This window comes from Maribacter sp. MAR_2009_72 (genome assembly GCF_007827235.1).
In the GTDB taxonomy this organism is placed as follows: Bacteria; Bacteroidota; Bacteroidia; order Flavobacteriales; family Flavobacteriaceae; genus Maribacter; species Maribacter sedimenticola.
Genome location: NZ_VISB01000001.1, coordinates 42,017 through 58,010, shown reverse-complemented (window position 1 = coordinate 58,010; position 15,994 = coordinate 42,017). Strand labels below are relative to the sequence as shown.

Below are 15,994 nucleotides of genomic sequence, written 5' to 3'. Positions count from 1 at the left end.
TATTGAACCTAAACCCTTTTATAATATGCATTTATGGATAATATTAGGGTATTGCTTCTATATAAAATTAAATATACAAGCATGAATATAGGGTATTTTGTAGTTTTGCAAAATTTAATCAGGTTTATGACGTTAAAGAACATATTAGTTCAAAAAAGTATAAAAAAATAAAATACAAATACAAACCAATTTCTATTTATGAAAAAAGTCGCACTAATCACAGGAGTTACCGGACAAGATGGCGCATATTTAAGTGAATTTCTATTAAAGAAAGGTTACGAAGTTCATGGTCTAAAAAGACGTTCTTCTTTATTCAATACAGACCGTATAGATCATTTATATCAAGATCCGCATGAAACAGAAAGAAATTTTGTGCTTCATTATGGGGATATGACAGATAGTACTAACCTAATTAGACTTATACAGGAAATTCAGCCAGACGAGATTTATAATTTGGCAGCTATGAGCCATGTAGCAGTATCTTTTGAAACACCAGAATATACAGGTAATGCAGATGGTCTTGGAACACTAAGGATATTAGATGCCGTAAGGTTATTGGGATTAACTGAAAAAACTCGTATATACCAAGCTTCAACTTCTGAATTATATGGTAAGGTTCAGGAAGTACCACAAAGTGAAACAACACCATTTTACCCACGTAGTCCTTATGCAGTAGCAAAAATGTATGCCTATTGGATTACCGTGAATTATCGTGAGGCTTATGGAATGTATGCTTGTAACGGTATTTTATTCAATCATGAGTCACCTATTAGAGGAGAAACTTTCGTTACTCGTAAAATTACAAGAGCAACTTCTAGAATAGCATTGGGACTTCAAGATAAAATGTACCTAGGTAACTTAGATGCACAAAGAGATTGGGGACACGCAAAGGATTATGTTAGGATGATGTGGATGATATTGCAAGCAGATGAAGCAGAGGATTGGGTTATCGCTACAGGTAAAACTACACCAGTAAGGGATTTCGTAAGAATGTGCTTTAGCGAAGTTGGTATAGAATTGGAATTTAAGGGAACGGGAGTTGATGAAAAGGCATATGTTGCCAAATGTAACAACCCAGATTATCAATTAGAAATTGGTAAAGAAGTATTGGCCGTAGATCCTAAATATTTTAGGCCCACAGAGGTAGATCTATTGATTGGTGATCCTAGCAAAGCAAATAATAAGTTAGGTTGGAAACCAGAATATGATTTAGTAGACCTTGTTAAGGATATGATGCAAAGTGATGTAAAATTGATGCAGAAAGATCAATATTTAAAAGATGGTGGATACCGTATCCTAAATTATTTCGAATAGAGACGATGGAGAAAAACTCGAAAATTTATGTAGCAGGTCATCGAGGATTAGTTGGAAGTGCCTTAGTATTAAAGCTAAAGGAAAGTGGCTATACCAACTTAATTTTTCGTACGCATGCGGAACTTGATTTAACAAATACGGAAGCAGTAGCTGGTTTTTTCGCAAAGGAAAAACCAGACTACGTTTTTCTTGCCGCCGCAAAAGTGGGCGGCATTGTTGCAAATAATACGTATAGGGCAGATTTTATTTATGCGAATTTGATGATACAAAATAACGTTGTACATCAAAGTTACCTTAACAAGGTTAAAAAATTAATGTTTTTAGGTAGTACATGCATTTATCCAAAATCCTGTCCACAACCAATGGATGAATCGTACTTGCTTACTGATGTACTAGAGTATACCAATGAGCCATATGCTATAGCGAAAATTGCTGGGATTAAGTTATGTGAGAGCTATAACTTACAATACGGGACAAATTATATATCTGTAATGCCAACAAATCTTTATGGCCCCAACGATAATTTTGATTTAGAAAAATCGCATGTTTTACCGGCATTGATTAGAAAAATTCATTTGGGAAAGGCCTTGGAACAAAATGATTGGGCAACTATAGACAAGGATTTGGCCAACTTACCTATTGAGGGAGTTTCCTCTAATGATAGTATAGTGGACAAAACAGCCATACTTAACAAATATGGGATTTCAAAAAATGATTCTGGAGAAGTTACCGTAGAAATTTGGGGCAGCGGAAAACCTATGAGAGAATTCTTATGGTCGGAGGATATGGCAGATGCCTGTGTATTTTTAATGGAGAATAGAGATTTTGTTGACACGTATTCAATAGATTCCAAAGAAATTCGAAATACTCATATAAATATAGGTACAGGAAAAGATATCAGCATCCATGACTTGGCAAATACCATCAAAGAAAAAATCGGCTTTAATGGTAGTTTTTATTTTAATGCAAATAAGCCAGATGGAACTTTAAAAAAACTTACCAGTGTTAAAAAATTAAATGCTTTGGGCTGGAAACATAAAATAGAATTGGAAGAAGGTATACTTAATATTTACAATTGGTATTTAAGTAAAAACAGTTAAATAATTACTGTATAATTTTTGGCAATTATATGATTTTATAATTGTTCTACCTTTTCATGCTATTTAAATTTTAATAATGACCAAATCAAAATCAGCTGCATTTATATGGAATAGTATTGAAAAATTTGGTAATGAAGGTGTACAGTTTTGTATAGGCATAATTTTAGCAAGAATTTTAAGCCCCAGTGATTATGGTGTTGTCGGTATTTTATTAGTTTTTACTGCCATAGCCCAAATTTTAATTGACTCCGGATTTACAAAGGCTTTAATTCAAAAGAATGATAAGTCCAAAGATGATATAAGTACAGTTTTTACCTTTAATTTGGTAATAGCCTCAAGTATATATATAGTTTTATGGTTCTGTGCCCCTTATATTAGTTCATTTTATGGAGAACCTAGTTTGGTCTCTCTTCTAAGAGTTCTTTCTTTAGTCTTGATTTCAAATGCTTTATTTGCAATACCAAATACGTTACTAAGTATAGACTTAGATTTTAAAACTATTGCAAAAATTAATTCCAGTGCAATAATTTTAAGTGGCCTATTTGCTATTTTTTTAGCATATAACGGTTTTGGTGTATGGGCATTGGTATTTCAATACTTATCAAGATCAGTATTAATGTTGTTATTTTTTACTATAAGTAACACCTATAAATATAGAATATACTTTTCTAAATCATCTTTTAAAAATCTGTTTAAATTTGGCTCAAACCTAATGGTTTCCAACTTATTAAATGTTGTTGTAGGCAAATTTTCATCATTATTTATCGCTAAAGTGGTAAGTACTGCAGATTTAGGGTTTTATACACGGGGAATGCAATTTCCTGATGTTGCAATTGGTACGCTGGGTTCTGTTTTAGATAATGTTCTCCTGCCCTCTCTGGCTAAAAACAAGGATAACAAGAGTTTAAGGTCTGAATTTGAAAGGGTAATGAAACTATTGCATTTAATTACATTACCAATTACAATTATTCTTGCAGTTTTGGCAGAACCTATTGTGCTTTTATTATTGACAGATAAATGGATTGCGGTAGTGCCCATTTTACAACTTTTCTGTTTGTCTAGATATTTTAATAATTTAATAAGTGTCAACATTAATATTTTATATGTTCTTAATAAGACGAACTTGGTTCTTAGACAACATTACATTAAAATTATAATAAGAGTTGTTTTAATTATTGCCGCGTTACCTTTTGGTATTATTTACATTGCAGCTGCAGAGGCCGTTACTTCAATTATCCATTTTATAATCAATGCATATTATCCAGGTAAATTTTTAGGCTATGGAATTAAGAAACAACTATCGGGTCTATATACATATTTAATTATTGCTCTTGTTATTTTCTTAGCCTTGACATATATAAATTCCAATATTAATTCGTTATATTTTAAAATCATATTTGCCACGCTAGTAGGAACATTATCATTTTATTCCTTAGCCTATTTAACCAAAAAAAATGATTTTAATTATTTGAAGAATTTCATCATAAACAGATTGGGCAAAAAGTAAAGAATGGAAATTATATTAAAAATATTCAGGAAATTATATTCTTATTTTGCCAGTAATACGCAAGATTTCAAAATTGATTATGAGGGGCAAAATGCATCTGACCAAATTTATAATTTGTTATCCTCCAACAAACCCTTTTTAGTGGCAAGGATCGGTGCAGTAGAATTTGAATGTATCTCTGCGTTTTTAAACACCAATAAAGGAATAAGTAAATATTTTGATTATGTATTAGGAAGAACCAATAATCTTGAAATAAACAATAATGTAATTCAACAAGCACATGTAAATGCTGGTATATTTCCTGCATATAAGGAAACTATAGAAAATTTTGCAAAACAGGCGCTTATAGATATTGAGCAGATAGACATTTTAGGCGTGTGGCTAAAGGAACAACATCTGCTTAAAGAGACAATTAAAAACCGTATAAAAATTCCACTTAAGGACATTGAACCTTATTATCATGCTAATCCTTGGAGCAAAGCTCTTACAGGGAAAAAAGTTCTCGTAATCCATCCTTTTGAAGAAAGCATAATAAGTCAATATTCAAAGAATGATGAATTATTTGAAAACCCGGAAATATTACCAAATTTTGAATTAAAAACAATCAAAGCAGTCCAAACGATTGCAGGACAACCAAGTGAGTTCAATACTTGGTTTGAGGCATTGGATTACATGAAAGAGCAAATGGACCAAATTGACTATGATGTTGCCATTATTGGTTGTGGAGCATATGGTTTATCTCTTGGAGCACACGCCAAAAGAATGGGTAAACAAGCTATTCACATGGGGGGTGCAACCCAAATTTTATTTGGAATAAAAGGTTCCCGTTGGGATAATCATCCAGAAATTTCAAAACTATATAACAATCATTGGAGCCGTCCTTTAATAAGCGAGACCCCCGCTAAAAAAGATGCTGTCGAAGACGGTTGCTATTGGTAATTAATATGAATTATATTTTAAATATTTACTGGAAAATTTACGCATTAAAAAATCTTATTTTTAATAAGATAACTTTTAAACGTAAGGATATTATTTATACTGATTTTCCTAAAATATCCGGTATAATTTTAATTACAGGCCAGGGTAGATTGGAATTAGGAACCCAAGTAAAATTTAATTCATCAAGAAGATCGAACCCAATTGGTGGAGATACAAAAATGATTATTGATTTAGGAGTTACGGGAAATTTGAAAATCGGCAATTATACGGGAATATCGAATGCAACAATAATTGCACACGACAATGTAGTTATTGGAGAAAACGTAAAAATTGGAGGTAGTGTTAAAATATACGACACAGACTTTCATTCCTTACAGCCAACTTTAAGGAAAAAATCAGAAACAGATATTCCTAATACGAAGTCAATTCATATTAAAAATAATACCTTTATTGGAGCCCATAGTATTATACTAAAAGGTGTAACTATTGGTGAAAATTCAATAATTGGAGCAGGTTCAGTTGTAACCAAATCAATACCGGACAATGAAATATGGGGTGGTAACCCAGCAAAATTTATAAAGAAAATTGAATTATTACATACATAGATTAGGGTCTTCCTTGTACCAATTTTGGATGAAGAAATCTTTATCTAAAAAAAAGAACATTTACTTTGGTATAAATTGTGAATTTTCAAAAAATTCTATTTTTGAAGGTCACAACCTGCTATCTACCCGGGCCGCACTAATAAACAGTAAACTTGGGTTTGCCTCTTATTTAGGAAGGGATACCATTTTAATGAATGCAAAAATTGGAAAATTTTCTTCAATAGGACCAGATGTAAAATGTGTTTTTGGAAATCATCCAACACATACTTTTGTAAGCACCCATCCTTCTTTTTTTTCCACTAGGAAACAAGTTGGTTTCAGTTTTACCCAAAAACAATTGTTTCCTGAGTTCCCTACTCCAACTGAAGGAAATGAACCCTATACTATACTAATTGGAAACGATGTCTGGATCGGGGCTAACGTAACGCTTTTGGACGGCATTACAATTGGTGATGGAGCAATTATTGCCACCGGCGCAACCGTCACTAAAAATGTACCTCCTTATGCCATTGTAGGTGGCGTACCAGCCAAAATCATAAAATTTAGATTTCCTGAGCCACAAATTAAGTATTTATTAGACTTTAAATGGTGGAATAAGGATTTTGAATGGATAAAAGAGAACGCCCACTTATTTACGGATATTGATTATTTTATGAAAAAACTGAATTAAAAATTCAGCCATATAATTAATGCCTAAACAATAATTTCTTTTTTTCCTCCAATATCAGCTGCTGTTTGGCTAAATGAACTTTGGTGCGAACCATAAATCTTATTTGTCTTTGACAAACAGAACAAATCCACAACTGCATCCTGTATGGCCAATGAATTATTTCTATCATAAGAATTTACATCATTGGTAATTATCTTGTTAGGATATGCTTTGATAAAATCATCTTTAAATACAGGGTCATCTGTAGAAAGATAAAACTTTACGTCAGCATTATTTTCTATTTCAGCATCTACAACCTTTTTAAACTTATCATTGGAACTAATAGCTTTAGAGGCTACATGGTCAGTTCTACGAACATGTAGGCCTATCATGTTTTCTCCAAAATTTTTAGAAATGCTATTAATTTTATTACCAATACTGTCAATTGGCCTTAAATAATCATAATTGGATTTTAATTCCGCAACACGATAACAACAATTAATATATAATTTATTGCTGTTATTGACCGCATCTGAAATAATAGGGGTAATTCTATCTATAAAATTTTGGTCCAAAACCCTAATATTCGTTTCCAAACTGGAATTTTGAAGATAAACTTTATCCAAGTTTTCATTACGGATAACGGCGTTAAAACCCAACTTCTTTATCTCTGCTAAAATTTTCCTATGTTCTAGTGATAAATTTTTAGTGGTAATTAACTTCTTTATGTAATTTTTTACAGGATTACTGTTTTTATTTAAATCAATGGCAAAATCCCCAGTACTAGACTTGCCAATTTTCATCAAATTCCTCTCTGGAAATCCATCAGGGCAATTAATAATTGTCACCTTAATATCATTAAATGATATTGGATCAAACAGACTGTCAAACGTTGAATTAAGTGTTACGTCCGTTGTCCATAAAACTTCCAGATCAAAATTATATTTCTTGCATATCTCAAAAAATGAATCTAACGCCCTAAGTCGGTTACAAAGTCCGCCAACAGGTCTAAGAATTATTTTCTTTTTGATTTCCATTCGTTTTATTTTAAAATACCTAACTAAAAAAAAATCGTAATATTGTAAGCGTAAATATAAACTTCCCCTATAAATCTATTAGGTATATATGCATTTAATTAAAAAGATGGGTCTAGTCCCATTTATTCTACTTAGTGGTTACATGATAGACCCAATGCATTATGGTTTTATATTTGGGTATTTTCTTTTAATTTATCTAGTTTTTTTAGGCAAAGATATATTTCAACTAACCGATAAATCTAGTACAGTATTATTATTGTTTTCGTTAATCTACGCAACATTTTATGCTTTTGACCCAACTAGCGGTATTCAATATATAGGAATATATGCCGTATTCCCATTTTCTTTTTACCTTTTGGGAAAGCATATTTCATCAAAATTCAAAGATAGTAATGATCTTAGTAACCTTTTTTTAATTATTGCCGTTATTTATTCAAGTATTGCGCTAATATCCGTATTGTCAAACATAATTAACTATGGTTTTATAGCATTGGATAGGGATGTGCCCTCCATTTGGGGAAATACGCAAAATGCAACAGGTACCGCAGTGTATTTATTTGCTAATATGTGTATACCGGCAATATTATTATTTTCTTTTAAAACAAGAAAAAAGCTATATAACATTATACTTATTGCCATTTATATAGCCTCAATAGCTTGTGTTTTGCGATTAGGGAGTAGAACTCAAATTATAATAAGTTTACTTACCCTTATCGCTAGTATTTTATTTTTATTTACTTCAGTATCGGCAAAGAATAAAATATTGATTGTAATTGGGGTATTGGTAATTACAAATGTGATGATTTCATATTTAAACTTGGATTTCAATTCCGATCTTTTAAGTGCATATGCCGGTAGGATGGAAAGTAAAGAGTATGGGGCTGCCACGGCAGGTGGACGTACTCAAAGATGGGCATTATCCATAGAATATTTATTTAAAGAACCTTTAGGGTGGAATGTTAAAGAATTTGGATTATCTCATAATTTATGGTTAGATGTAGCCAGAACAGGAACAATAATTTCATTTATATTACTAATAATATATACAATAATATCCCTTAAAAACACATTTAGTCTATTACAGAATAAATTAGAAAATTTAGCGTTTAAAAATCAAGTTTTAGTTTACACCATGGGTTTTATGTTACAATTCTTCGTAGAACCAATTATGGAGGGTTCTTTAGAATTATTTACTTTTTTCTGTATGTTTCAAGGAGCTATAAATGGTAGAATCAAAACTTTGGAATCTATTACAACAGATGATCACACTATTTGATTTTTATGCAAAATATAGCAGTATTACTTACTTGTTTTAACAGGAAGGAAAAAACTCTAAAATCTTTAGAAGCCCTTTATACAGCCTATAACGGTTATGAACAAAAATTTTCTCTAAGTATATATTTAACGGACGATGGTTCCACAGATGGCACTGCGGAAAGTGTTAAAAGTAAATATCCAGAAGCTACTATTTTACTAGGCAATGGCCAATTATACTGGGCCGGCGGAATGAGAAATTCTTGGAACGAAGCATTAAAAAAAGATTATGATATATTTTTTCTTCTAAACGATGATACCATAGTTAATACAAAATTATTTAGCAATTTATTGGATACGCACCAAGAAGTAATTAATAAATATGGTATTGGAGGCATATATCTAGGGTCTACTATGGACCCACATACAAATAAACTCACGTATGGTGGAGCTAAATTGTTGAATAAGTTCATGTTAAAATATCAACATCTTATACCAAACGGCAATATACAGGAATGTGAATTGGGCAATGCAAATATTATGTTTGTTTCCAATAATGTAGTCAAGCAGATTGGCATTTTATCTACTGACTATATTCACGGTGTAGCAGATTATGATTATACTTTAAGGGCGGTCAAGAAAAAATTACCGGTAGTTATTATGCCAAATTTTTGTGGTGTTTGCGAGAATGAACATGTTTACCTTTATGAAGGCTTCGCGAAAATGTCATTTAAAAAGCGGTTAAGGCATCTGAACAATCCTACGGGTATAGACTCTAGGTCTAATTTAAATTTAATGAAAAATCATTTTCCAATACGAGTTCCCTTCTTTATTACTTCAAGTCTTATAAAATTAGTTTTTCCTGCATTGTACACAAAATTTCATAAAAGCAGGTAATTTTTAATCAATAAGGCTTTGAATATAAATTTTAGAAAGAAACAAATAAATGTTTCTCTGAAATTTGAACTTACTAGAAAATTTGATGCATTGAGGTATTAAAACAAAATTGCATTTCAAACGTTAAATCTTGAAACTAATCTATTTTGAAAAATAAAATAATTTCCACTTGGGTATATTTGGATAGTGAAGAAGAGAAATCTAAATATCCAAACAACAGTGTAAAAGCAGCAAGTAACTCGCCAGAATTTCAAGCCATTTATTGGCGATGCGTGATTGTTTTCTTTAAGACATCTTTGTTATTCCATAAAGAACACAAGCATATTTTGTTCACCAATACTGCCAATTTACCATTGGTTAATGGCTTTAATATTGAAACTTTTTTTCAAGAAAATAATATAGAGGTAGTTACAGTCAAAAATAAATATCCCCTGCCCAACGGTTACTTCAACACCTTTAGAAACCAATTTTTTGAATTTTCCATAATTGAGGAATTATCAAAAAGTATTGGTGATACGGATAATTTTTTAATGCTAGATTCTGATTGTATATTCCGCGAATCCTGTGATTTTTTATTTGAAAAATTGGACAAAAATGGAATGGCGCTAACCTATGTTGTCAATAGAGATTTAAAATATAGCATAAACGGTCTTAATGGATATCAATTAAAAGAATTATTCAATGAATTTGGAATTTCCAGCACTGAACCACCCTATTATTCTGGTGGTGAAGTATTATTGTGCAGCGGAAAATTCGTTAAAAAAGTAGCTCAAGATTTTCCGGCTTTGTTTCAACAATTAATTACAAGGTTCAAAAATGACGAACTTAGGTTTAATGAAGAAGCCCATGTACTGTCCTATTTTTATTACAAATACAAAGCATTAATAGGAGGTCTCGATGAACATATTAAACGTATGTGGACAAACCACAACTATTATAGAAATATAGATCCAAAAGATGTTCACAGAACGATTTGGCATTTACCTAATGAAAAAGGTTTAGGTTTTGAAAGAATGTTCAATGCAATTGTAAACAATAAATTTGAATTTGAAAATCATGAGGACTACGTTTCCTATGCTGAAAATATGATGCTAAACCCTAAAAATCATAAAACGGAATATATTAAAAAAATTAAGCAGAGCCTTTTAAGGGTTGCGACTAAAATTGGGGTTAAAAAATGATTGACCATTAACATTACCGAAACTAATTTTTAGCTAACAACCACAACTCATTTTACAAAATGAAAATTATACAGCAGAGTAATAGGGAAATCATTCATTTTGCAGAACAAGACACCTTAATCTCCTCCAGATACAGAACTATATATATAAAAACAGACGAAAAGGAAGTAAGCTTCAAACTACCTGAAAAAAATATTTTTAAAAGAGTTTTTGGGCTGTTTAGAATTACACGAAGACTGTTAAGACTGGATAAATGCAATGTTTTTTATCATAAGAACAACTTAATACTTATTAGACAAGGTGTTGTTTATCACTATAACAGTAGCACCAAAGCTTTAAGAGAAACCCTTAAATTAAGGAACTGTAGAAATGTAATGCACCAATCTATAAATAGTACTCCAGAAGGATATATCTATTTTGGCGAATATGGTGCAAATAATGAAAGGACAACGGTACCTGTTTACCGAAGTATTGATGGCGGGCTATCATGGAAAGAAATTTATACATTTCCAGAAAAAAGTATAAAACATGTACATGGCTGTTATTACGATGAGTATACTGACAAAATATGGGTTTGTACCGGAGATTTCAAGGATGAAAGTTGGCTGTTAGTAGCCAATAAAGATTTCACAGAAGTAAAAAAGATTGGTGACGGACAACAAAAATACAGAACATGTAGTATAATATTCACCAAGGAAAAGGTCCATTGGCTAATGGATAGTCCAATAGAACCGTCTCATCATATTATTTTCGACAGGAAGACAGAAACCATTGAAATTGGTCAAAAACTAATGGGACCCGCATGGTATACAAAAAAGATAGACGATACTACCTATCTTGCCACAACAACAAGAGAAATTGGCCCCGGTGTTCTGGATAATAATGCACACTTATATATTACAAAAGATTTAAAGAATTGGGTATCTATCAAACAATTTGAAAAAGACAATTGGACTATGAAATATTTCAAATTTGGAATCATTGGTTTTGCAGATGGAAAGCAATCTTTAGATGCCGTTCATATTTTTTTGGAAGCCGTAAAAAAATATGATGGTAAATCCCTATTGTGCGACCTAAGTTAACCTGCTTATTAAACACGGTAAGACTTACTTTTCAATCCTTAAAATAATTCATACTATTACTTAGGTTCATCCGTTTAGTATATAATTACGATCAAAATGCACTACATAACCAAACTAGAAGAATTACAAAATTACTGGGCGCAGTCCAAAAAAGCTCAATTAAGAAGTTTTGCCCGTAATGTAGCATTAAATATCATTTCTTTAAAAGAACGCAATGTAGATTTTGAGGAGGTATTTAAAACTCCAAGAGTACATTTTTTATACATACATCATATTTTTGAGGATGAGGAAACCAATTTTGACCAACTTTTAAAATTACTTTCAAAACAGCACACTTTTTTATCACATACTGATGCTATTAAAAAAGTACTTTCCGGCAATATTGACAAACCCTATATTTCCTTTAGCTCAGATGATGGTCTTAAAAGTAATTTGAAAGCTGCGGAAATTTTGAATAATTATGGAGCCAAAGCCTGTTTTTTCGTAAATCCCAATTCTATTGGCATTGATTCGGTAAGCAAGGCAGCTGAATTTTGCAAGACTAGATTGGATATGCCACCTGTAGAGTTTTTAAGTTGGAAAGACCTGGATACCCTATTGAAACAAGGTCATGAAATTGGAGCACATACAATGAACCATGAAGATGTTGCTAAATTGACTTTAAACGAATTCGAGGACAACTTAAACCAATGTAAATCTATATTGACCGCTTCTTGTGGAGACATCCCTCATTTTGCATATACCTACGGAGGGTTTTCCAACTTTACCAAAGATGCTTATGATATGGTATTTAAAACTGGATACCATTCTTGTTCATCTGGCGTAAGAGGTGCTCACATAAGTGATGGGAGTATTATAAAGGAAAATGAATTTATTCCACGGAGAGACCATATTATTGGTGGGTGGAAATTAAACCACATCAAACATTTTATGAAAAAAAGTATTGATGGGGCCAATGTTCAAAATAATTTCCTTCCAGCAATTTGGAAATAACTAGAAAATTATAGTTTCTAAGAAATGAATTCAAAACCTACCATACACTTTATAAATAACATAGCTCCGCATTATATGGAGCCTATGATATATCAATTATTAAAAAGTGAGGAGTTCAACTTGTTTTTTTCATGTGGGGAAAATCAAAATCTTGGAATTAAAACAGTAGATTTTAGTACTGAAAAATATAAGCCATACAAAAACCATATTGATGTTAACATAAAGAACATTTGGATAAAAAGTAAATACTTGGTTTGGCAAAAAGGTATTATTTCAAAATGCATGCTAAAAAAGAAACCCGATTTGATAGTTCTTTTGGGAGAATTTTTGATTATCTCTAATTGGATCGGTGCAATAATATGTAGGCTTAGAGGAATCCCGGTAGCTTTTAGAGGCCACGGCCTCTATGGAAATGAAGGAACAATTAAACGGTTTATAAGGGTATTGTTTTATAAGCTAGCCAATTCTCAATTAGTTTATGAAAGAAGATCCAAAGGTTTATTGATTAACAATGGACTAAAACCATCTACTATTCATGTACTATTTAATTCATTAACTTATGATTATCATAAAAGCCAGAGGGAGCAATTAAAAAATTTATCCAAAGAAGAAGTTTTTCCTTTTTTTAAATCTACCAAAATTCCCACATTAGTGTTTACCGGTAGACTTACAAAAATTAAAAGATTGGATACGTTGTTGACCACCGTTAAAAGGTTACAGCAAGAAATAGAATTAAATCTTTTAATAATCGGTGATGGTACAGAACGAGAAGATTTGGAAAATTTGGCCCAAAATATACTCAAAGATGGTACATATCATTTTTATGGTAGTTGCTATGATGAAAATATTATGGGTAGGTTGTTAAGCAAATCCGATCTTTGTGTTTCTCCTGGTAATGTTGGTTTAACCGCTATACATTCATTAAGTTATGGAACTCCTGTTTGTACCCATATGAATTACGCAAATCAAATGCCAGAAGCAGAAGCTATTGAAAATGGTATGAACGGGTGTTTGTTTGAAGAAAATAATCTTGATGATATGTATCTACAAATAAAAACTTGGTTAATTAAACATCCACTAAAAACAGATGAAATTGCAATTAATTGCTATAAAATTATAGATGAGTATTATAACCCATATTTTCAGGAAAAGGTGTTTTTAGACCTAGCCCAACAAAATGCGCCAATTGTTTAATTTATTTAAATGAAAAAAATTCTACAAATAAATACAACTATTGGTTATGCCTCTCCTGGTAAAATTGCCAATGATATTGGTGATTTAATAATGGAATCTGGCAATGAAAGCTATATTGCCTATGGCAGGCAGCCAGAAAGTAAAAGTAATTCATCGGTCATAAGAATTGGGAATAACCTAGATATTTATACCCATGTTTTATCAACACGGTTATTTGACGACCATTGCTTTTCCTCAAAAAAAGCGACTCAAAAATTAGTATCCCAAATCAAGGAAATTAAGCCCGATCTAATTCAAATACATAACCTTCATGGTTATTATATAAATATTGAGGTACTTTTTAGTTTTTTAAAAGATGCTGACATTCCCGTAGTATGGACATTTCATGATGCATGGGCAATAACGGGTCATTGTACGCATTTTGAACATGTGGGCTGCACCAAATGGTTAACGCAATGTCACTCGTGCCCACAAACCAACACATATCCCAATTCGGTTTTATTAGACCGATCAAAACAAAATTACAAGGATAAAAAAAGATTGTTCAATTATCCAAAAGACTTGACCATTGTTACTCCATCTAGTTGGTTGGCCAACTTGGTAAACCAATCATTTCTGAAGGAACACACGATTAAAGTAATTCCAAATGGAGTTTCCCAAGAAATATTTAAACCTAGAAAAAATCCGGAACTGGAAAAAACATTGAATTTAAAAAATAAATTCGTTGTTTTAGGAGTTTGTAGTGTGTGGGATAAAGGCAAAGGGTTTTGTGATTTCATAGATTTGGCAAAAATGCTTTCCAATGAGTATGCTATTGTAATGGTCGGTGTCACGAAAAAGCAGGCAGAAATGCTACCTGATAATGTGATTGCCATTCCTAGAACAAGCAATGTAGAGGAACTTGCAGAGTTATATACTTTGGCAGATGTCTATGTAAATTTAACATATGCCGATACCTTTCCTACCACAAATTTAGAGGCTTTGTCCTGTGGCACGCCAATTATAACCTATAAGACCGGAGGTAGCGTTGAATCCGTTACTCAACAAACAGGTATGGTCGTCGAACAAGGCAATCTCAAAGAAGCAGTAAGTGCTATAACACAGGTTAAGGATTTAGGTAAATCTCATTTTGAAGAACATTGTGTTACAATGGCGGTAGATAAATTTAATAAGCAAAAACAATATTTAGAATATATTAAACTATACCAACCCTTATTGGGCAATTAAAAATACTTTTATGTTTAAAGACAAAACTTTATTGATTACTGGTGGTACAGGTTCTTTTGGAAACGCTGTTCTAAACCGTTTTTTAGAAACCGATATTAAAGAAATTAGAATCTTTAGTAGAGATGAAAAAAAGCAGGATGATATGAGAAACACCCTTAAGAACAATAAAATAAAGTTCTATATAGGTGATGTAAGGGATTATAATAGTATTTATAACGCCATGAGCGGTGTAGACTATGTTTTTCATGCCGCTGCATTAAAACAGGTTCCTTCTTGTGAGTTTTTTCCACTTGAAGCTACAAAGACCAATGTATTTGGAACCCAAAATACTATTGATGCCGCAATAGCCCATAAAGTAAAACGCATTATTTGCTTAAGTACAGATAAAGCGGCATATCCAATCAACGCAATGGGTATCAGTAAGGCATTGATGGAAAAAGTTGCCGTTGCCGCATCTAGGAATATTCCAAATAACGAAACCATTGTTTGTCTTACAAGATATGGTAACGTAATGGCTTCAAGAGGTTCGGTCATTCCATTATTTGTAAAACAAATTGAAGAAAACCTGCCGCTGACCATTACAGACCCTAAAATGACACGTTTTCTAATGTCCCTTGAAGATGCCGTAGATTTGGTTCTTTTTGCGTTTACCAATGGTAATCAAGGTGATCTTTTTGTAAATAAGGCTCCTGCCAGTACGATCGGTGACTTGGCACAGTCCATAAAGGAAATATTCAATGCGGACAATCCAATAAAAATTATAGGTACTAGGCATGGTGAAAAATTATATGAAACCTTGTGTACCAGGGAAGAAATGCAGAAAGCGGAAGATATGGGAGAATTTTACAGGATTCCGGCAGATAACAGAGATCTAAATTACAGCAGATATTTCTCTGAAGGTGAAACCGATGTTAGTACTATTGAAGATTATCATTCACATAATACCGATCAATTGACCAATGATTCATTGAAAAACTTATTATTGAATCTTAGTTATATAAAAGAACAGTTATAG

At 32.1% G+C, this 15,994-nt stretch carries 15 protein-coding genes; 14 read left to right on the top strand and 1 reads right to left on the bottom strand.

Going from position 1 to position 15,994, the window contains the following annotated elements; translation table 11 throughout:
- The first annotated feature begins 198 nt into the window (after positions 1-198).
- The 6 genes from gmd (at position 199) to JM81_RS00200 (ending at position 6,135) form a co-directional block, all read left to right on the top strand.
- On the top strand, positions 199-1,314 hold the full coding sequence (gmd, locus tag JM81_RS00225; RefSeq protein WP_144800222.1) for a GDP-mannose 4,6-dehydratase: 1,116 nt from the start codon (positions 199-201) through the stop codon (positions 1,312-1,314).
- A 5-nt stretch (positions 1,315-1,319) separates the two neighbouring features.
- A complete protein-coding gene (locus JM81_RS00220) occupies positions 1,320-2,414 on the top strand; it encodes a GDP-L-fucose synthase family protein (RefSeq protein ID WP_144800221.1) in 1,095 nt (364 codons plus the stop codon).
- 76 nt (positions 2,415-2,490) lie between these two features.
- The gene (locus JM81_RS00215; RefSeq protein ID WP_144800220.1) at positions 2,491-3,921 is read left to right on the top strand and encodes a lipopolysaccharide biosynthesis protein; all 1,431 of its coding nucleotides are present in this window, start codon (positions 2,491-2,493) and stop codon (positions 3,919-3,921) included.
- Positions 3,922-3,924: 3 nt separating this feature from the next.
- Positions 3,925-4,860: a hypothetical protein gene (locus tag JM81_RS00210; protein WP_144800219.1), complete on the top strand. Its 936-nt coding sequence runs from the start codon at positions 3,925-3,927 to the stop codon at positions 4,858-4,860.
- 5 nt (positions 4,861-4,865) lie between these two features.
- Entirely contained in the window at positions 4,866-5,465 is a 600-nt protein-coding gene (locus tag JM81_RS00205; protein ID WP_144800218.1) for an acyltransferase, read from the top strand.
- A 28-nt stretch (positions 5,466-5,493) separates the two neighbouring features.
- Entirely contained in the window at positions 5,494-6,135 is a 642-nt protein-coding gene (locus JM81_RS00200) for a CatB-related O-acetyltransferase (RefSeq protein WP_261374913.1), read from the top strand.
- 23 nt (positions 6,136-6,158) lie between these two features.
- Here JM81_RS00200 and JM81_RS00195 read toward each other — a convergent pair whose 3' ends face one another.
- Entirely contained in the window at positions 6,159-7,151 is a 993-nt protein-coding gene (locus JM81_RS00195; protein ID WP_144800217.1) for a hypothetical protein, read from the bottom strand.
- 142 nt (positions 7,152-7,293) lie between these two features.
- Here JM81_RS00195 and JM81_RS00190 point away from each other — a divergent pair, with 142 nt between their 5' ends.
- The 8 genes from JM81_RS00190 (at position 7,294) to JM81_RS00155 (ending at position 15,994) form a co-directional block, all read left to right on the top strand.
- Positions 7,294-8,427: an O-antigen ligase family protein gene (locus tag JM81_RS00190; protein ID WP_222430278.1), complete on the top strand. Its 1,134-nt coding sequence runs from the start codon at positions 7,294-7,296 to the stop codon at positions 8,425-8,427.
- Positions 8,428-8,432: 5 nt separating this feature from the next.
- Positions 8,433-9,302, top strand: a complete 870-nt coding sequence (locus tag JM81_RS00185) for a glycosyltransferase family 2 protein (protein ID WP_144800215.1) — start codon at positions 8,433-8,435, stop codon at positions 9,300-9,302.
- Between the two features lie 146 nt (positions 9,303-9,448).
- A complete protein-coding gene (locus tag JM81_RS00180) occupies positions 9,449-10,483 on the top strand; it encodes a hypothetical protein (RefSeq protein ID WP_144800214.1) in 1,035 nt (344 codons plus the stop codon).
- Between the two features lie 59 nt (positions 10,484-10,542).
- Positions 10,543-11,565 carry a hypothetical protein gene (locus JM81_RS00175; protein WP_144800213.1) on the top strand — a complete coding sequence of 341 codons (1,023 nt, stop codon included), beginning with the start codon at positions 10,543-10,545 and terminating at the stop codon, positions 11,563-11,565.
- A 96-nt stretch (positions 11,566-11,661) separates the two neighbouring features.
- Positions 11,662-12,558, top strand: a complete 897-nt coding sequence (locus JM81_RS00170; RefSeq protein ID WP_144800212.1) for a polysaccharide deacetylase family protein — start codon at positions 11,662-11,664, stop codon at positions 12,556-12,558.
- 24 nt (positions 12,559-12,582) lie between these two features.
- A complete protein-coding gene (locus tag JM81_RS00165; RefSeq protein ID WP_144800211.1) occupies positions 12,583-13,752 on the top strand; it encodes a glycosyltransferase in 1,170 nt (389 codons plus the stop codon).
- 9 nt (positions 13,753-13,761) lie between these two features.
- The gene (locus JM81_RS00160; protein ID WP_144800210.1) at positions 13,762-14,979 is read left to right on the top strand and encodes a glycosyltransferase; all 1,218 of its coding nucleotides are present in this window, start codon (positions 13,762-13,764) and stop codon (positions 14,977-14,979) included.
- Positions 14,980-14,989: 10 nt separating this feature from the next.
- A complete protein-coding gene (locus tag JM81_RS00155; protein WP_144800209.1) occupies positions 14,990-15,994 on the top strand; it encodes a polysaccharide biosynthesis protein in 1,005 nt (334 codons plus the stop codon).